This is a genomic window from Peribacillus sp. Bi96 (genome assembly GCF_918698115.1).
Lineage (GTDB): Bacteria > Bacillota > Bacilli > Bacillales > DSM-1321 > Peribacillus.
This window is the reverse complement of record NZ_CAKKLV010000008.1, coordinates 38714-56787: the sequence shown is the minus strand read 5'-3', so window position 1 is coordinate 56787 and position 18074 is coordinate 38714. Positions and strand designations below refer to the sequence as shown.

Below are 18074 nucleotides of genomic sequence, written 5' to 3'. Positions count from 1 at the left end.
GTCTAAAACGATGGGGAGATTCTTATCAAGACCTAAATCGTAAAAAATCATAAAAAATAAGGGATGATACATATTAAACATGACTAATATGTATCATCCTTTTTACTTGTTTAACAATCGTGCCCTAGTGCGGAAGATCATTATTGAAAGAAAACATCCTTTAGTTGAAAATAAGGGATACTAAAAATTAAAGAGTAACATCCGTACTGCCTGTCAATGTCTCAAGGCATCATAAATCGAATAATCCACTTCACCTGAAATATTTTCCATACTATTTTCACACAACTCCATAGCCATCAGATTCTCCTCAGAAGGTGGAAGATTTTTCTTGGACGCATATATTCCGAATTCAGTTGATGTTCTAAATCCAAAGCGTTGATAGTAACGATAATCTCCTTCAACAATTATTCCCTTATATCCCATTTTAGCAGCAAATTTAATTCCTTCCTGTAACATATACTTACCAACACCCTGACGTTGATGATTAATTGCTACTGAAACTGGTGATAGCATCAATATCTCATTTTCATACTTATTACTAATCGGAAGTTTTGAAAGGATAAAATGTCCTATAATCACACCATCTTCTTCAACAACTAAGTCAAGCTGGGGAATGTAATAGTGTTTTTCTCGGATTTCTCATACTAAAGCTTTTTCAGCTACTCCGTCCGAATAATTGGTATTTTTGAATATCTCATATACAAAGCCTTCAATAAAACTATATTCTTCTTTATTAACTAATCTTATTTTCATTAATACACCTCCAATGTACATTTACAATTTTACTAAGAAAAAGCACAACTCATGCTGCAGAAACGTGCCCTTTTGTATAAGACTTCCGAAGTTATAGGATGTTTTAAGTATTCTGGAAAATAATTATTACCATTCGTTTTTACAAATAATGTTCACCCTCTTTTATAGGGTTACTTTCAAATGTTATTCCTTCATAATCTGGAATATAAAGAAGGTTTTAACCAACTGTCTGTTTCCATAATCGAAGGAGGTCACTTTCAAGTTGTCTATGAATACCTGCTTTTCTTTCAGCAGATCCTGAACGATTCTTTTCCCAATCCCAAATATCTTCGAGGGTTTCTGAAAGAGGACGGAAGGATAGTCCATTATTGATTGCCTTTTTGTTATCGACAGCCAAAAATCCATTCAAGGGTTCCTTAGCTCCTGGTAAAGGGAATTCCTCTGGTATCCATAAAGGCATTTCTCCCCACGGCTCTACTTTATTGTCCAATAAAAACTTTTCAGATACCCATGTAAAGGTAGCACCACTTCTTGTTACCTTTTTGCATTCTTCAAGTAATTGTCCCATAGTGAGAGTATAATCTGGTCCAACGGCGTTAAATGTACCTGTTATACTTTTTTCTATCATTTGAATGATCCACTGAGCTAAATCCCTTACATCGATAATTTGGATTGGACGACCTGGGCGTCCCGGGGATAAAATTTCTCCCCCTTCCGCTATTCTTTTAAGCCAATATGGTAATCGGTCGGTGTAATCGTATGGACCTACTATTTGGCCAGCACGAATTGACAAGACTTTCCCCGGTAGCTCTTTTTCAGCTGCTTTTTCGCTCAATGATTTTAGCGGACCATAATATTCACCATATATTGGTCCAGCTGTACCGTGGGTGATTTCTTCTACTTTTTTTTCATTTAGTGTATGAACCTCTCCATTTTCATCTATGCCAGGTTTGCTAGGATCCTTATAAGCTGAGATACTTGAAATATATGTATAATGTTTAACATGATTAAGTAATCTGCAAGATCTCGATACAGTTCTAGGGATGAAACCAGATGTGTCAATGACTGCATCCCATTGTTTTCCCTTTAACATCTCGAGATCCCCATCGCGGTCCCCTCTTACCTGTTCTATTTCGCGAAAAACATCAGGGTTGCTTCCACGATTAAAAAGTGTGACATCATGCCCTTTCTCCAGGCCAGCCTTAACTAAATATCTGCCTAAAAACCGTGTACCTCCCAATATTAAAATGTTCATACGATCTCCTCCCCTTTAACGATATTCCTTAAAGCATACGCAATAACCTCCCCTAAAATTTATAATATTTATAAATATTTAAAATCTCTTATTTAACTATGAATTTCATTTGGCGGAATACAAAACTAGTTTTCTTATGATTTGGCTTTTCGCTATAATGAGATAAATAGGGAGAAAGACGGTGAAGAAAATGCTTGAAAATCTTAAACAAAAATTCCCGAACGCTCTTTCCAATAAATTGGATACTGATAGCGTTTCTGAATATGTTTGGTTCGAAGACTCAATAGGAAGTATACTTGGCATTCCCCATTCAGAAATCACGGCCGAAGAAATCCGTTTACTGGAATTACTATTCGCTCCTTCCTTAAGCCAAAATGATCTCACCACGTTTCCAAACGCATCATGGAACTCTTTTTTATCCGAACCGAATGCACCCTTGCCTTTAACTAACTGGGAGAATGTTCGATTCATTCATTTTAAACTGACACATGCTGATTTTTCCAACACTGATTTTGAAGACGCCTTTCTCGCTTTCGTTCCATCTGACGCAGCCTTCGTCTGGGAAAATGAAACCTCAGGAATTTTAATAGAAACGGACAAGGATGAATCCTTATCCAAAAATGAACTAATTGCCATTACATCGACGCTTGAAAGTGATTTTTATGTAAAGACCCGGATGTTCACCGGGCGCTTTCACCCTGTCAATCAAGAACTTCGTCATCACAGGAATCAGGAAAAAAAATGTTTTGATTTGGCCCAAGTGCATTTACCGGATTTAAAGGTGGCTGATTTGGCAGACATCATCCCTCACTCACTATTAAAGGAGCAATCCGTTACGAATACCAAGTGGTATATCAATGAAATTCTCGGCAAGACTCAGCAGGATATTGAACTTATCAAAACGATTAAAACGTATATCGAGTGTAATTCCAATGCCACCTATGCCGCCAAACAGCTTTATATCCACAGGAACAGCTTACAATACCGAATAGATAAATTCACTGAAAGAACGGGACTCGATATTAGAAACTTTCGTCACGCCTTGACTGCTTATTTGATTCTTTTACTGAATGAATAACATTGCACAAAAAAGGATAATTATCCTTTTTTGTGCAATGTGCCTATACTTATTTCCAAACTGATAGCTTAGACTATAGTTAATTGTACAAGTAATCAGTAGTTTAAAAGGGGGATTTTTCATGGCAGAGTTGGTATTAGATCATATATTCAAGATTTATGATAAAAAGGTGACGGCTGTTAAAGATTTTAACCTTCGTGTTGCAGATAAGGAATTCATTGTTTTTGTGGGACCTTCCGGGTGCGGGAAGTCTACTACTTTACGGATGATTGCCGGTTTGGAAGACATTTCACAAGGGGATTTATATATAGACGGCAAGCGAGTCAATGATGTCCCTCCTAAAGATCGTGATATTGCGATGGTTTTCCAGAACTACGCTTTATATCCACATATGTCCGTCTTTGACAATATGGCTTTTGGATTAAAGCTCAGGAAAACGCCGAAAGCGGAAATCAAGCAAAGAGTCAATGAAGCGGCAAAGATCCTCGGACTGGAAGAGTTTCTAAATAGGAAACCCAAAGCCCTTTCAGGTGGTCAGCGCCAGCGTGTGGCACTTGGCCGTGCAATTGTACGTGACGCAAAAGTTTTTTTGATGGATGAGCCATTATCCAATCTCGACGCAAAGCTACGGGTTCAAATGCGGGCGGAAATCGCTAAACTACATAAACGACTGGACACCACAACGATATATGTCACACATGACCAAACAGAGGCAATGACCATGGCGACACGCCTTGTCGTTATGAAGGACGGTATCATCCAACAGGTCGGTGCGCCAAAAGAAGTTTACGAGAAACCGATAAATGTTTTTGTCGGTGGCTTTATAGGATCACCTGCGATGAACTTCTTTACCGGAACATTAAAAGAAGGTATCTTTAAAATTGGTGAGCAATCGCTCGAAATACCTGTATTTAAGATGAAGATGCTGCGTGATCAAGGATATGTCGGAAAAGAAATCATCCTCGGCATCCGACCAGAGGATTTCCATAATGAAGGAGCTTACTTCACGGAGTCCACTAACACTACATTCACGACCCAAATTGATGTAGCTGAACTCATGGGTGCGGAAATTATGCTTTACTCCACATTCGAGGGGCAGGACTTCGTTGCCCGGGTGGATGCGAAAAATATTATCCATGCAGGCGAAAACATCGAGCTTGCCCTCGACATGAATAAAGCCCACTTTTTTGATAAAGGGACCGAACATCGCATTCTGGTTGAAGAAGATGAACAGATTGCTGAAGGCATGAAGTTGCCTGCTAATTAAATAAACAAAAGACCCGTTCATGAACGGGTCTTTTTGTGTTTTCTGACAACTATTCCTGCACCAATAGCACTTCATCATGTCCGCATTCTGAGCATTTCATGATATGCGGGCATTGGCCTTTCTGAAGGGATTGAGGGTACCCGTCGTTTAGCTTGAGTGTGTCTATGTCCATATAGGCGCTGTATTCATCAGCGTAATCCATGAATTTCCCTTTATCGTCAAGATCACTGCCGCATTCCGGGCAATTCACATGAATTTTTCTTAGACCGTTACAAAGCGGGCATAAAGACATTGTTTTTCCTCCTGTTTCAGATAACGTTTTGATCTTAAGTTTTTTCATTCCATGATTCAAATATTGAAACACCCTCCCTAAAAACAGTGGGAGGGCATTCCTAGGCATTATTTATTAACCATGTTAGCTGGGTCGACCCACGCTTTGAATTCATCTTCCGTCAGGAATTCCAATTTCAACGCTGCTTCTTTTAACGTAGAATTGTCCTTGAATGCAGTTTTGGCGATCTTGGCTGCTTTTTCATAACCAATATGAGGGTTCAATGCCGTAACCAACATAAGGGAACGTTCTACATTTTCTTTGATTTTATCTTCATTTGCAGTGATGCCAACCGCACAATTATTGTTGAAAGAGTGAATGCCTTCCGTCAATAATTTAACCGTTTGCAGGAAGTTATAGATGATGACAGGTTTAAAAACGTTCAATTCGAAGTTACCTTGGCTTGCTGCAAAGCCAATTGTCGCATCGTTACCCACGATTTGTGTCGCAATCATCGTAAGCGCTTCACTTTGTGTTGGATTGACTTTACCTGGCATGATGGAGCTGCCTGGCTCATTTTCTGGAATGGCAATTTCACCGATTCCGCTTCTAGGACCACTTGCCAACCATCTGACATCGTTCGCAATTTTCATTAAATCTGCTGCCAGTGCTTTCAATGCACCATGTGCATAAACGATTTCGTTATGGCTTGTCAATGCATGGAATTTATTATCCGAAGTGACAAAAGGATGTCCTGTATCCGCTGCGATTTGTTTAGCAGAAAGTCCCGGGAATTCTTTTTTTGTATTGATTCCCGTTCCTACAGCCGTTCCTCCAAGTGCAAGGTTCAATAATTTTTGGCTGCTCTCCTCAATCATCGCCAAGTCTTTTTCAAGCATCGCCTTCCAACCGGAAATTTCTTGTCCTAAAGTTAGTGGAGTTGCATCTTGAAGGTGTGTCCGGCCAATTTTCACGACATCCCAAAATTCTTTTTCTTTTGAATCGAATGTATCACGAAGTGCTTTGATGGCAGGAACCAATTTTTCAGCGACTTCCATGAAGGCTGCAATGTGCATGGCGGTCGGGAATGTATCATTGGAGCTTTGTGCCTTGTTAACATCATCATTCGGGTGAAGAGTTTCAGATTCACCATTTTCTTTTAACCATTCATTCCCTTTGTTAGCGACCACTTCGTTCAGGTTCATATTACTTTGTGTGCCGCTTCCCGTTTGCCAGACCACAAGCGGGAAATGTTCATCAAGCGTACCTTCAAGAATTTCGCCGCAAATCTTAATGATGGCATTTTTTTTCACTTCCGAAATATCACCAAGATCATAGTTCACCTTTGCCGCAGCTTGTTTAACATATGCAAATGCACGTACTAATTCAATTGGCATTTTTTCATTACCGATTTTGAAATTATTGCGGCTTCTCTCAGTTTGTGCTCCCCAATATTTATCAGCAGGAACTTTCACTTCACCCATCGTATCTCGTTCGATTCTGTATTCCATGTGTTCTCCTCCTAAGTTTGCACTATTCATCGAAGACCTTATGTATATGAAATGAATAATGTCGTATTATTTTTCTCTCTATACATTGTACAAATTTTATTATTTTAAAGCAAAAAAACCGTCCAGCTTCCCCTCCCCTTTTTCTAAATAATCCATTTAATATTGCGATTATCCCTGCCCCCCTGCAGATTTTTGATGTTTTTTTAAAATACGTAAAGTGTCGATACCGCTTGGCCCCAACCGACCCAACCCTGCACATCTAAGCAATTTCCTTCCAAAATGTTCTTGACAGTAATTTATATATATAGTAAATTCAAAAGAAATTGAATAATCTAAACTCTTATCGAGAGAGGTAGAGGGAATGGCCCGATGACACCTCAGCAACCTTCATTTGTTTCAAACCAATGAAAAGGTGCTAATTCCACAAGTTTGTGAACTTGGAAGATAAGAAGAATGACTCATCCCCATTTAATCAAAGTCTTCTTCTTAAAGAAGACTTTTTTTTATTTTATATAACTCAAAGGAGCAGTGAAAACTATGTACAAAACCGAAACATATCTTGCTCAATTAGGAAATCGCAGTGAAACGGCGACGGGAACAGTCAATCCGCCGGTATACTTTTCAACAGCTTTCCGCCACGAAGGAATTGGCCAATCGACAGGATTCGATTACACAAGGACAGGTAATCCCACACGACAGCTATTGGAACGATCCATTGCCGATTTGGAAAAAGGCGACCAAGGATATGCCTGCAGTTCAGGAATGGCTGCCATTTCCACGATACTGGCTTTATTTAAATCAGGCGATGCATGGATTGTCAGCGAGGATCTTTATGGCGGTACATATCGACTGTTAGAACAAGGTTTTAAAAAATGGGGGTTGCAGTGTGACTATGTAAACACTTGTTGTTTGGAGGATATCGAGAAAGCCATCACTCCTCACACGAAAGCCATCTTCATCGAAACTCCCACTAACCCCCTTATGCAGCAAACGGACATTAGCGCCGTTGCCGCACTGGCAAAACAATTTAATCTATTGTTAATCGTTGATAACACTTTTTATACGCCTCTTATTCAGCAACCCATCCTGCTTGGCGCGGATATTGTCATTCACAGTGCCACCAAGTATCTAGGTGGTCATAATGATGTACTTGCCGGACTGATCGTGGCTAGCGGCGCGGATTTATGTGAGGCACTTGCCTTCCATCATAATGGTACCGGCGCGGTCTTGAGCCCCTTTGATTCTTGGCTGCTGATGCGCGGAATGAAAACCCTGGCATTGCGGATGGAACGTCATGAAAAGAATGCCAAGATACTTGTAGATTACTTATCGGAACATGATTGTGTAACGGACGTATTGTATCCCGGAAGAGGCGGCATGATTTCATTCCGTATCATTGATGAATCAGCGGTCAACCCATTTTTACAATCGCTCTCATTAATTTCGTTTGCAGAAAGCCTTGGAGGGGTTGAAAGCTTCATCACCTATCCCGCTACACAAACACATGCCGATATACCGCTTGAAGTCAGAACGGCAAATGGGGTTTGTAATCGCCTGCTCCGCTTCTCCGTTGGCATCGAGGATAGCGATGATTTGATTGGGGACTTACAGCAAGCATTCGCACATGTAAAAAGGGAGGCACTACGATGACAGATCATGATTTTAGTTTTGAAACCAAATTACTTCATAATCAACATAAATTCGATCCAACAACAGGCGGTGTGAGCGTCCCCATTCAGCACGCATCCACTTTCCATCAATCCGATATCGATTCTTTCGGCAAATATGATTACAGCAGAAGCGGGAACCCAACTCGCGAGGCACTTGAAGATATCATAGCCGAACTTGAGGAAGGCACTCACGGCTTTGCCTTTTCATCGGGTATGGCAGCCATCTCAACCGCCTTTCTTTTGTTGTCTGCCGGTGACCATATCGTCATTTCCGAAGATGTGTATGGCGGAACGTTCAGGATGGTCACAAGCGTACTGACGCGTTTCAATATTGAGCATACCTTTGTTGACATGACGGATCTGGAAAGCGTCAAAGCGGCCATTCAGCCAAATACGAGAGCCATATACATTGAAACGCCTTCAAATCCTTTACTTAAAGTGACCGATATTCAAGCCGTATGTGATATCGCAAAAAAAGCAGGTGCCTTAAGCTTTGTTGATAATACATTCTTGACACCAGCGTTACAAAAGCCGTTGAACCTGGGCGCTGATGTTGTCCTTCATAGTGCGACGAAGTTTTTATCCGGACATAGTGATGTAGTAGCTGGACTTGCCGTAGTGAAGGATCCGGAATTGGCAGACAGACTCGGTTCCCTCCAAAACTCCTTTGGAGCTGTACTTGGTGTTCAGGATGCCTGGCTAGTAATGAGGGGTCTGAAAACATTGTCGGTCAGAATGGAACACTCCCAAAGAGGAGCTGAAAAGATTGCCTCCTACTTAAAGGAGCAGCCATTAGTGAAAAAAGTTTATTATCCTGGTCTTGCCGATCATCCACAGTATGCCATCCAGGAGGGACAGTCCCTTGGTGCAGGAGCGGTCTTATCATTTGAATTGGAAAGCGAGGAAATTTTCCGCTCATTCGTGAACACTGTTGAACTCCCTGTTTTTGCTGTGAGTCTTGGAGCGGTCGAATCGATATTATCCTACCCGGCTAAAATGTCACATGCTGCCATGCCTGCTGATGAAAGGGAAAAGCGAGGCATCACCAACAGCCTGCTTCGTCTCTCAGTCGGACTTGAAAATCCGGACGATTTAATCAAGGACTTTGATGCCGCCCTTGTACGTATTGCAAAAGGGGAAGCTATTGCTGCAAAATGATGAAAAGATGGGTGCCTCATATATAATGGGCACCCTTTTTTTGCACAAATATCGCTTCTTTCTCAACCCAGCCAAAAAAAAGGCCAACGATTTCTCGATGGCCTCACTATCATTTCTTCATATTATATTTATCAAGGAAGCGATCCACGCGTCCCCCTTTTTCAGCGAATTTCTGTTTGCCTGTATAAAATGGGTGCGTATTTGAACTGATCTCGACTTTTAATAATGGGTACGTTTGACCGTCCTCCCACTCGATCGTTTCATTGGACGTTTTTGTGGACCCCGTCAAAAATTTATAACCACTGTTGGTATCCATAAATACTACTTGTTGATAATCAGGATGAATTTCATGTTTCACTATTATCACCTCATTGTTAGTATAGATATATGTTAACCGTAATGATAACTATTATCAACAATTATGCTTGAGAGTGCCAATAGAGGCACCCACAATATAGTGTAATCTTGTCTATCCATCCTTATTCAATTGTATTTCACCCGGCCATCCCTTTATGTGGACCAGCCTGCAGTTCATACATTTGATAGTACTTCCCTTTCAATCCCATTAATTCTTCATGTGTACCCTTCTCCGTAATTCGCCCTTTATCCAACACCAGAATTTGGTCGGCATTTTTAATCGTGGAAAGTCTATGGGCAATGATGAAGGTCGTTCTCCCTTTTTTCAGCACCTCCATTCCCTCCTGGATAATTGCCTCTGTTTCCGTATCGATGCTTGCTGTCGCTTCATCCAAAATCAATATCGCCGGATTGAATGCAAGAGCACGTGCAAAAGAGATTAGCTGGCGCTGTCCAGAAGATAAGGTTCCACCTTTTTCTATCACGGGTTCATCCAGCCCTAAAGGAAGATGCTTCAGCACTTTGTCCCCTCCTACATCCTTTAATGCCTTTTCAACCATTTCCCTTGTGATTCCTTTATGGTTCAGGGAGATATTGGATGCGATGGTGCCAGTAAATAAATAGGGATCTTGAAGGACAATTCCCATATGCTCCCTAAGCGTTTGATGGGGTATATCCAGAATATCCCTTCCGTCAATTTTGATTTGCCCTTCACTGCTGTCATAAAAACGGAACAATAAATTCATTATAGAACTTTTTCCCGAACCAGTATGGCCAACCAAGGCGACCGTTTCCCCTTGTTTTGCTGAGAAGGAAATGTCTTTTAACACATATTCATTATCCTTATAGCCAAAAGAAACATGGTCAAATTGCACATTTCCTTTGTATCTGGATATGTTTTCATCACTGACTGCCAATCCCTGCTCATCCAATAAACTGAATGCCCGCTCCCCTGCAACGAGTGCCTGTTCCAGGTTGGCGAACTGATTGACGATTCCGTGAAGCGGATGAAGCAGGCGGCTGATTAAATCAACAATTGCATACATCATCCCTAAAGAAATCGCTGAACTAGCTGTAAGTGAAATTCCACCGAAATACCAGACGAATGCTATCAGCGCCAAAACCTTAATGACACCAATCAAGTTCCCACCCGTCAACGAATTTAAATGGAGCATTTTATTTTGATAGGAATAATGCTCCCGGTTTAAACTTTCAAAAGATTGCTTCGTCTCCTTTTCACGTCCAAATGCCTGAATGATGTTCATTCCAGAAATGGATTCATTGATCATCCCATTAATATCACTGACCCGCTCCCGAATGATGTGATTATATTTCGAGGCGAATTTACGGTATACCTTCGTCCAGATAACGATGATTGGAATAAGTAAAAGGCCCATAGTACCAGCACGTGCATCCAGAATATATAGAGCGATGAGTACTCCGAAGATATTAATCGTGCTCGAAAAGAAGTTGGCGAGCACGGTTACATATAATTCCCTGATCGCCTCGGTATCATTTGTGACCCTTGCTACAACTTTCCCCGCTGGCATATTATCGAAATAACGAATCGGCAACCGGGAAATATGTGTGAAAATATCATTTCGCATCCTCTGAATGATTCGGTTAGCCGCTTTCTGTAGATAAAAGCTTTGCCCATATTGAAAAATGGATGAGATGATGACAAGGCCAAAGTAAAAAGCCACAAGCTTCAAGATTCGCGGGATTTCCGGTTGGTAAAACCCCATCACTTCCTGACTCGTCAATTTCTCTACTTGCGCCCTTTGCTCTTTCCCGTCTTTCTTGATGATTAACGTTTGGTTCTCCAAGGTTCTGCGGCCATCCATGGGTATACCTTCGTTTAAGAAGACAAATTGATTGCCAACCTGCAAAACATGGACTTCTCTGCCTTTCTTCTCACCTTCAGTAAAGTAATCCGCCCGTTTATACCAATTTTCATCATACTTAACAGCATCTTTTCCTTTTTCCGATTCATACCAAGAAGATTCGATGCCAAGTATATGTGAGTCGATGATTTTCTTGGCAACGAATGGGCCCGTTAAATCGGCCGCTACTGAAAGTGTCAGCATGATCAATGCGCCAATGATCAATTTTTTATAAAGGGCAGCATAATCAAACAGTTTCTTTACGACCTTCATGCCTTCATCTCCGTCCCTTCGTCAACCTGCTGTCGCTCGTATTGCTCCCTATACCAGCCATTATGTTGCAGTAAATCCTCATGAGTTCCCTCTTCGATGATCTCTCCACTGTCCAACACGATGATCCTATCCGCATGTTGAACGGCTGATAAGCGATGGGTTGTGATGATGGTCGTTTTCCCTGCCCGTTCATTTTGGATATTTTCAATGATTGTCGTTTCCGTTTTCGCATCTACAGCAGATAAGGAATCATCCAATATAAGGATTTCCGGATTTTTGATCAGTGCCCTCGCAATCGAGATCCTCTGCTTTTGCCCTCCAGAAAGAGCGACACCCTTCTCACCGACGAGTGTCTCAAGACGATTGGGCAGCATCATTAAATCCTTCTCAAAATCAGCAAGGCGGATAGCTTCAGCCAGTTCATCTTCCGTTGCATCCATTTTACCGAATAAGATATTTTCCCTCACAGATTTTGAAAATAAAAAATGGTCCTGTGGAACGTAGCCGATCCATTTGCGTATATCTTCAAGATCCAGTTGCTCCAACGGCATGCCGGCAAAAGATATTTCCCCTTTTCCTAAAGGATATTCCCGCAGCAATTGCTTCACGAATGTCGTTTTTCCACTTCCTGTTTTTCCGACTATCCCTAATGTTTGACCACGTTCAAGTCGAACGGAAATATTGGATAGATTCACTACAGATGAGGATGGGTATGTAAAAAACACTTGATTGAATCCCATATTTTCCGGATTTGGAATACGCTCCAGCCCCATTGAGTTTTTCACATCCGCTTCATATGAAAGGGTATCTTGAACACGATCAAGTGAAGCATTTCCCCTTTGCATGACATTGATCAGTTCACCCACCGCGATCATCGGCCAGATTAACATGCCTAGGTACACATTGAACGAAACAAGTCCGCCTAGCGTTATGGTCTGTTGAAAAACCAGATAAGCACCATAGCCCAAACCGATTAAATAACTGATGCCGATAATAATGCTGATCGTCGGATCAAAGAGGGCATCGATTCTTGCCACTGCAAGGTTTTTACGATATACATCCTCTGTCATTTCATCAAATTGCTTTTCGTCCTCCCGTTCCTGAACATAGGCCCGAATTACACGGACACCTGAAATGGATTCCAGAACCTTGTCATTTAAAGTACCAAAGGCAGCTTGTGCATCCGTAAATCGTTTATAAATTTTCTTCACATAGATTTGCATCATCACTGCCATGATTGGAAGGGGCAGCACCGCCGCAATCGTCAACTGCCAGCTGATGGTTGCACCCATCATGACAACGACCGTAATGGTGAACAGCACCGAGTCAACGAGCGTCAATATCCCGAAGCCAGCAGTGAGTGAAATTGCCTTTAAATCATTGGTGGCCCTTGCCATTAAGTCCCCTGTCCGGTTTTTTTCATAAAAAGCCGGCGACATTTTCATCAAATGCCCCATAAACCCTGACCTTAGTTTTCGTTCGACCAAGTTTCCGCCGCCAAATAACAGATAACTCCATAAATACCCAAATAAGTAGCTGCCACACAGCACCATAAGCAAATAAATAACGTATTTCATGACTCCTTCCTGCGTCATGTTGCCATTGTTCATATCATCGATGGCATTCCCGACGAGCTTCGGCGGGATAACCTCCAAAATATTCACAAGACATAAAAATAAAATGGCCCAGGTATAACGCTGCCATTGTTCCTTAAAGAACCAAGACAGCTTTTTAAAAATCGCAAACATGAATTCCCCTCCCTTTAGTTCCAAACTGCCCCTGCGCTAACCGCTTTCTGGATCTCCTGGCTGCAGTAAAACTCCCAATGTTTTTTGTCTCATTTATAATTCCTCCTATCTTTTATATGGAAAGGATGCTATTGCACCTTAATCCCCAAAGACCAAAAAGCCTCCGCCAATTAGCGGAAGCTTTTAGATGTGTAAGAACACATATAAAGGCGCAGGCCGCGAAAATCCACAACCTGCGCTTTAAACGATCAATGAGCACATTCGAGACTTTATCTAGAAAGACAATGTCTCAAGGCAGGAGGACGTATGATAATATTCGGTTATGGCATCTATGTGCTTAACTGATTTAGTCATGACGTTCGTCTCCTTTCTCATTGAATAATGGTAATATTTAACTCGTGTTTAAAGATTACTACGTGTGTATATTTTTGTCAATTGTCAGTTTTCTAGATTATTGATGGATAATCCTTTATTCTTAATAAGAATGACGTAACCTAAGGAGGTTCAGCATATGCAATGGAGAAAATATATACTCCTAGCGGTTCCCTTTTTATTTTTATCCATTTTCATCTTATTTGCCGTACCGGCCAAATATACACCATTATCCTTTATTCCCGTGTTACTTTTCTGGATCGTTTATTATATTTTATTGCACCTGGAAAAGAAGAAGAAAAATAACCGATAACAAAATTCAACGATGAACTTGAGGGCGTTGCAAATGCAAAGCCCCTTTCTTGACCGCTCTGCATATAATGATTGAAAAACATTCGTGGTGATTGTATGTTCTCCCAATATGTGCAGAAGCTGTTAGGCAAAAGCTTTGTTAAAACGAAACCCATCATCGATGCGGAAAGTTATGACACGTTAAAATCCCATTTACAAAAAGAGCTTTTTCAGCCTACGGACGGGTCAAAAGCTTTTTTCCCCGAGGAAACCGCGCTTGTTAAAAGCATTCGATCCAAGACGGCTGCCTTGAATCGCAATAATATCACAAGAACACAAGCATATCTTGCTTATTATAATCGTAACCCCGAGGTACATTGGGCCTTTTTAGCACATATGGTTTCAAGGAATGGAGGATACCATATGACTGACTTGAAAAGTTCATCCATGACCCATCTCCTTGACAGCGCGGAACGGCAGAAATTTTTCCTGTTCCTTGAGCGCGCCAATTCAGCCATATTTGCCGATGCCTTCCCTCAACTCCTTTTATATGAACATTCTAAACAAAAAGAGCTTCCATTAAGAAAGTATTTACCCCTCTTCCATATTTCAAGATTCATGGCCCCGATTTGGGAATCTTTCATCAAGGAACCCCAGTCATCCCTTTTAACAACGTCGCTTATCATCAATGAACAAAGAATGCTTCAGGAAAGGGTAATAAAACGCACCCATCATGGTGAAATCCTCCGGAGGCTTGATTTTCAACTACAGGAATTCTTAGGCTTCACCAACGTGATCTTTCCTTATGCAAATAAGAAGGACGGACTCCATTCCTTGACCGGACTTACCGTTGAACGCTTTGCCGATCCGAAACAGCGTATAGAAACGGGAAAATTCTTATATGAGCTTCTTTTTCAGCCCGCTGTTTTTCGCGGTGTTAGCCAGTTTATAAAAGAGGTTACGCATACTGGTTCGAGAAAGGATTATTGGCAAACCATATATACCTCCGATGCATCCGCATCCAAAGATGATAAAATTTACAGTCCCACCCTACATGATGCATGGTCAGATCAAATTTTCTTTCCTCCCCCTTCCATTGATTGGTTTACAAAGGAAAGCCAGGTTGAAGATTTACAAAGCTCTCCTATTATTAAAAAGGTGGACCTGACCAACAAGGTGCTCGAAAATGTCAAACATCTCAAAACCATAAACGAACTGAAAGCCTTTTTCTAGCATCAAGCCTCTTACTTTGAATATCCCATCCTCCATTTGGCAAGAATGGTTAGCAAAAAAGAATGGGTGAATCAAATGAGAGGCATTGTACTATTGAATCCAAACAGCAAGATTGGGGATTTACATACAAATGAAAGCTTTGCGATCCAAAAGATTGTAACGGACAAGTATATAGAAGAAAAAAAGATTTCCCCGGTCATACTGAATCCGTATCAGCTCCATCCTTATTACACGATCCCACATGAACTTCTATTCAATTTACAAAATAAAAAAACGGATCAAATCGATTGCCTGGTGTTGCACTCTTTAGAAACGCTGGAGCGTTTTATCTATATTTACCCTGAAAAGTGGCTCGAGCTTTGCGGATATTTCAAAGAGATAATCTGTGTGGCGACTGAAACTCCCGTTTGGAAATATGAAGCAAACTAATGGACTATTTAAAAAGTCATGGTACAAAAAGACCTTGTGAATGGATTCTCTACGGAGATGTATGTCAATCATCGATCTTTTACCACGACCTCTTCTTGATTTGAACTTCCCCTTTTTCACATGAGCGAATCATAATCCATCCCCCTCTTGATTACCCCCCTGCTTGGCTTGACCCTCTCTTTATCTATTAAAATCTTTCTCAAATCATTAGCATTCAAATTATTTAAATTTACCTAATTTTATGAATACCAGTAATTTTATAGATTAATAACATTCTTTTGGCTTTATAGATAAATTTACGGATAAAGCATAGAAAAATAAGTTAATTTTATATATCATTGGAGATAGGAATTTTCTTATTTTTTACTTTTACTAGAAAGGAATGAAAATGATGGCCAAGGGAAAAAAGAAAAAAAATCCAATTCCTTTCCGATTGAACATTATGTTCTTTTTAATATTCATTTTATTTTCAAGCTTAATAATCAGGCTTGGTATCGTCCAAATCGTGTATGGGGATGATTATCTTCGTGAAGTCGACAGAACGGAAAACGATGTGGCCAATACCCCAGTTCCGCGTGGTAAGATGTATGACCGCAACTTGAACCCGGTCGTTGATAATGAGCCACGTAACGCCATTACTTATACGAAATATCCAAATACGAAAATGGCCGATATGGTAAAAACGGCCCAGGTCCTTGCTACCTTGATAGAAAAAGATACGAAAAAGGTAACATTGCCGGATAAAAAGGACTTTTGGATTTTAAAACACCCGAAAGAAGCCGAAGCTTTGATCACCAAGGCAGAGAGAAAGAAAATAGTAGAAACGAAACTGGAGCAAAAAGATTTATACAAACTTCAAATGGATCGGGTCACCGAAGAGAATATCCAGGAATTCACCAAGGATGAATTGGAAGTGATCGCCATATTCAGGGAATTCAATAGTGGCTATGCCCTCACTCCGTCCATCGTGAAGAATAAAGACGTCACTACAAAAGAATACGCCAGGGTTAGTGAGCATTTGGATGAAATGCCAGGCGTGGACGTAACGACGGATTGGGAAAGGACCTATAAGTATGACGAGACCCTGCGCTCGGTTCTGGGCAAAGTCTCTTCTTCAGAAGAAGGAATTCCCAGTGAAAATATTGACTTTTATCTAGCACGCGACTATACCAGGAATGATCGGGTCGGAAAAAGTTATATCGAAAAACAATATGAAGATGTCCTGCGCGGTCAAAAGACGCGGGTTGAAAATGTGCTGAGCAAAGGGGAAGTCATCAAAACGAATACCCTCACTGAAGGGCAAAGCGGAAAAGACTTGGTCCTGACAATTGATATGGAGCTGCAGCAAAAGGTTGAAGCTATCATCGAGAGCGAATTGCGGAGGGCGAAGGCTAGGGGAAATACCTACTTATTAGATCGTGCCTTCGTCGTTTTGATGGATCCGAACACAGGCGAGGTGCTTACGATGGCCGGTAGGCAATACGGCCGTAACAGTGAAACCGGCTTAACCGAAATGAAAGATTTCGCCCTTGGGAACATCACGACCTCCTATACGATGGGATCATCTGTCAAGGGAGCTACGGTCTACACGGGCTTTCAGACGGGAGCCATTTCTCCAGGAACGGCGTTTCATGATCATCCACTTTTATTGGCTGGTGCTAAGCCAAAAAAATCATATAGCCCTTTAGGGTATGTTACGGATGTCACCGCGTTAAAAAAATCGTCGAATGTCTATATGTTCATGACGGCTATCAGAATTGGCGGCGGTCATTATATTCCACATCGACCGTTAGGAATCAACAAGGAAGCTTTTTCCGTCATGCGGAATCATTATGCCCAATTCGGATTGGGTGTCCGTACAGGCATCGACCTGCCAAATGAATCAGTCGGATTTAAAGGAGTCGATACAAAAGACGGATTGTTGCTGGATTTATCGATTGGACAATATGATACATATACTCCAATGCAATTGGCACAGTATGTATCGACGATTGCAAATGGCGGAAAAAGGCTGGAGCCCCGTATGGTCAGGGAAATAAGGAATCCTTCCAACGAACACAATGAATTGGGGAGTGTTTTTAAAACAATGAGCCCCAAAGTGTTAAACGATTTAGGTGGGAAAGATGTTTGGATTCAACGTGTCCAGGAAGGATTCAGACAGGTAGCACAGGAGCCAGGCGGGACGGCCTATAAATATTTCGGCGGTAAATCCTACCGTGCAGCAGCGAAAACGGGGACGGCTGAAGCCTTTTACGATGGACCGCGGAGAAATCAATACAGTGAGCCAGTCCCGACAATAAATCTGACACTTGTAGGATATGCACCTCACAATAACCCTGAAGTGGCATTCTCTGTCGTCGTCCCATGGGTTTATCAAGGTAAGCCTGCAGACGATATTAACAAACGGATCGGCGAATTAACAATGGATGCCTACTTTAAATTGAAGGAAAAAAGAGCAAAAGGTGAATCTAATGCAGACAAAGCAGTAGAAAGCACTCAGTGATTGATTACAAAAGGCCTGCTCG

The 18074-nt window shown here is 41.3% G+C and carries 15 protein-coding genes and 1 riboswitch; of the genes, 8 read left to right on the top strand and 7 right to left on the bottom strand.

Going from position 1 to position 18074, the window contains the following annotated elements; all coding sequences use genetic code 11:
* Nucleotides 1-213: 213 nt before the first annotated feature.
* Both LQ203_RS12080 and LQ203_RS12075 read right to left on the bottom strand, forming a co-directional pair.
* Nucleotides 214-615 (bottom strand): N-acetyltransferase, encoded by a 402-nt coding sequence (locus tag LQ203_RS12080; protein ID WP_290370578.1) that lies wholly within the window; start codon nucleotides 613-615, stop codon nucleotides 214-216.
* Between the two features lie 355 nt (nucleotides 616-970).
* Nucleotides 971-2008 (bottom strand): NAD-dependent epimerase/dehydratase family protein, encoded by a 1038-nt coding sequence (locus LQ203_RS12075; protein WP_230158420.1) that lies wholly within the window; start codon nucleotides 2006-2008, stop codon nucleotides 971-973.
* A 190-nt stretch (nucleotides 2009-2198) separates the two neighbouring features.
* On the opposite strand from LQ203_RS12075, the gene LQ203_RS12070 reads away from it, so the two are divergent.
* Both LQ203_RS12070 and ugpC read left to right on the top strand, forming a co-directional pair.
* Nucleotides 2199-3086, top strand: coding sequence for a helix-turn-helix domain-containing protein (locus LQ203_RS12070; RefSeq protein ID WP_230158739.1), 888 nt, complete (start codon nucleotides 2199-2201; stop codon nucleotides 3084-3086).
* 121 nt (nucleotides 3087-3207) lie between these two features.
* Entirely contained in the window at nucleotides 3208-4353 is a 1146-nt protein-coding gene (ugpC, locus tag LQ203_RS12065) for a sn-glycerol-3-phosphate ABC transporter ATP-binding protein UgpC (RefSeq protein WP_230158418.1), read from the top strand.
* A gap of 49 nt (nucleotides 4354-4402) precedes the next feature.
* On the opposite strand, the gene LQ203_RS12060 is transcribed toward ugpC, so the two are convergent.
* Together LQ203_RS12060 and fumC are read right to left on the bottom strand one after the other, a co-directional pair.
* Nucleotides 4403-4645, bottom strand: a complete 243-nt coding sequence (locus LQ203_RS12060) for a hypothetical protein (RefSeq protein ID WP_230158416.1) — start codon at nucleotides 4643-4645, stop codon at nucleotides 4403-4405.
* 107 nt (nucleotides 4646-4752) lie between these two features.
* Nucleotides 4753-6135: a class II fumarate hydratase gene (gene fumC / locus LQ203_RS12055; protein ID WP_230158414.1), complete on the bottom strand. Its 1383-nt coding sequence runs from the start codon at nucleotides 6133-6135 to the stop codon at nucleotides 4753-4755.
* A gap of 337 nt (nucleotides 6136-6472) precedes the next feature.
* Nucleotides 6473-6586: riboswitch (SAM riboswitch) on the top strand.
* Between the two features lie 86 nt (nucleotides 6587-6672).
* Here fumC and LQ203_RS12050 point away from each other — a divergent pair.
* Both LQ203_RS12050 and metC read left to right on the top strand, forming a co-directional pair.
* Nucleotides 6673-7785, top strand: coding sequence for a methionine biosynthesis PLP-dependent protein (locus LQ203_RS12050; protein ID WP_230158412.1), 1113 nt, complete (start codon nucleotides 6673-6675; stop codon nucleotides 7783-7785).
* Nucleotides 7782-8963, top strand: a complete 1182-nt coding sequence (gene metC, locus LQ203_RS12045) for a cystathionine beta-lyase (protein WP_230158410.1) — start codon at nucleotides 7782-7784, stop codon at nucleotides 8961-8963. Before LQ203_RS12050 ends, metC begins: the two co-directional genes overlap by 4 nt.
* 109 nt (nucleotides 8964-9072) lie before the next feature.
* On the opposite strand, the gene LQ203_RS12040 is transcribed toward metC, so the two are convergent.
* The 3 genes from LQ203_RS12040 to LQ203_RS12030 all read right to left on the bottom strand — a co-directional run bounded on the left by LQ203_RS12040 (nucleotide 9073) and on the right by LQ203_RS12030 (nucleotide 13224).
* Nucleotides 9073-9321 (bottom strand): type B 50S ribosomal protein L31, encoded by a 249-nt coding sequence (locus LQ203_RS12040; protein ID WP_230158408.1) that lies wholly within the window; start codon nucleotides 9319-9321, stop codon nucleotides 9073-9075.
* Between the two features lie 136 nt (nucleotides 9322-9457).
* Entirely contained in the window at nucleotides 9458-11476 is a 2019-nt protein-coding gene (locus LQ203_RS12035) for an ABC transporter ATP-binding protein (RefSeq protein ID WP_230158405.1), read from the bottom strand.
* Nucleotides 11473-13224 (bottom strand): ABC transporter transmembrane domain-containing protein, encoded by a 1752-nt coding sequence (locus LQ203_RS12030; RefSeq protein ID WP_230158403.1) that lies wholly within the window; start codon nucleotides 13222-13224, stop codon nucleotides 11473-11475. Before LQ203_RS12030 ends, LQ203_RS12035 begins: the two co-directional genes overlap by 4 nt.
* 511 nt (nucleotides 13225-13735) lie before the next feature.
* On the opposite strand from LQ203_RS12030, the gene LQ203_RS12025 reads away from it, so the two are divergent.
* The 4 genes from LQ203_RS12025 to LQ203_RS12010 all read left to right on the top strand — a co-directional run bounded on the left by LQ203_RS12025 (nucleotide 13736) and on the right by LQ203_RS12010 (nucleotide 18052).
* The gene (locus LQ203_RS12025; protein ID WP_230158401.1) at nucleotides 13736-13909 is read left to right on the top strand and encodes a hypothetical protein; all 174 of its coding nucleotides are present in this window, start codon (nucleotides 13736-13738) and stop codon (nucleotides 13907-13909) included.
* A 95-nt stretch (nucleotides 13910-14004) separates the two neighbouring features.
* Nucleotides 14005-15120 carry a DUF2515 family protein gene (locus LQ203_RS12020; protein WP_230158399.1) on the top strand — a complete coding sequence of 372 codons (1116 nt, stop codon included), beginning with the start codon at nucleotides 14005-14007 and terminating at the stop codon, nucleotides 15118-15120.
* 75 nt (nucleotides 15121-15195) lie between these two features.
* Nucleotides 15196-15549, top strand: coding sequence for a hypothetical protein (locus LQ203_RS12015; protein WP_230158397.1), 354 nt, complete (start codon nucleotides 15196-15198; stop codon nucleotides 15547-15549).
* Between the two features lie 391 nt (nucleotides 15550-15940).
* Entirely contained in the window at nucleotides 15941-18052 is a 2112-nt protein-coding gene (locus tag LQ203_RS12010) for a penicillin-binding protein 2 (RefSeq protein ID WP_230158395.1), read from the top strand.
* The last annotated feature ends 22 nt before the right edge of the window (nucleotides 18053-18074 follow it).

Bases quoted from the DNA above. Each gene is read 5' to 3' on its own strand.
- LQ203_RS12070 (WP_230158739.1), top strand. From the start codon at position 2,199: ATGCTTGAAAATCTTAAACAAAAATTCCCGAACGCTCTTTCCAATAAA.
- ugpC (WP_230158418.1), top strand. From the start codon at position 3,208: ATGGCAGAGTTGGTATTAGATCATATATTCAAGATTTATGATAAAAAG.
- LQ203_RS12060 (WP_230158416.1), bottom strand. From the start codon at position 4,645: ATGTCTTTATGCCCGCTTTGTAACGGTCTAAGAAAAATTCATGTGAAT.
- fumC (WP_230158414.1), bottom strand. From the start codon at position 6,135: ATGGAATACAGAATCGAACGAGATACGATGGGTGAAGTGAAAGTTCCT.
- LQ203_RS12025 (WP_230158401.1), top strand. From the start codon at position 13,736: ATGCAATGGAGAAAATATATACTCCTAGCGGTTCCCTTTTTATTTTTA.
- LQ203_RS12075 (WP_230158420.1), bottom strand. From the start codon at position 2,008: ATGAACATTTTAATATTGGGAGGTACACGGTTTTTAGGCAGATATTTA.
- LQ203_RS12015 (WP_230158397.1), top strand. From the start codon at position 15,196: ATGAGAGGCATTGTACTATTGAATCCAAACAGCAAGATTGGGGATTTA.
- LQ203_RS12050 (WP_230158412.1), top strand. From the start codon at position 6,673: ATGTACAAAACCGAAACATATCTTGCTCAATTAGGAAATCGCAGTGAA.
- LQ203_RS12030 (WP_230158403.1), bottom strand. From the start codon at position 13,224: ATGTTTGCGATTTTTAAAAAGCTGTCTTGGTTCTTTAAGGAACAATGG.
- LQ203_RS12010 (WP_230158395.1), top strand. From the start codon at position 15,941: ATGGCCAAGGGAAAAAAGAAAAAAAATCCAATTCCTTTCCGATTGAAC.
- LQ203_RS12020 (WP_230158399.1), top strand. From the start codon at position 14,005: ATGTTCTCCCAATATGTGCAGAAGCTGTTAGGCAAAAGCTTTGTTAAA.
- metC (WP_230158410.1), top strand. From the start codon at position 7,782: ATGACAGATCATGATTTTAGTTTTGAAACCAAATTACTTCATAATCAA.
- LQ203_RS12035 (WP_230158405.1), bottom strand. From the start codon at position 11,476: ATGAAGGTCGTAAAGAAACTGTTTGATTATGCTGCCCTTTATAAAAAA.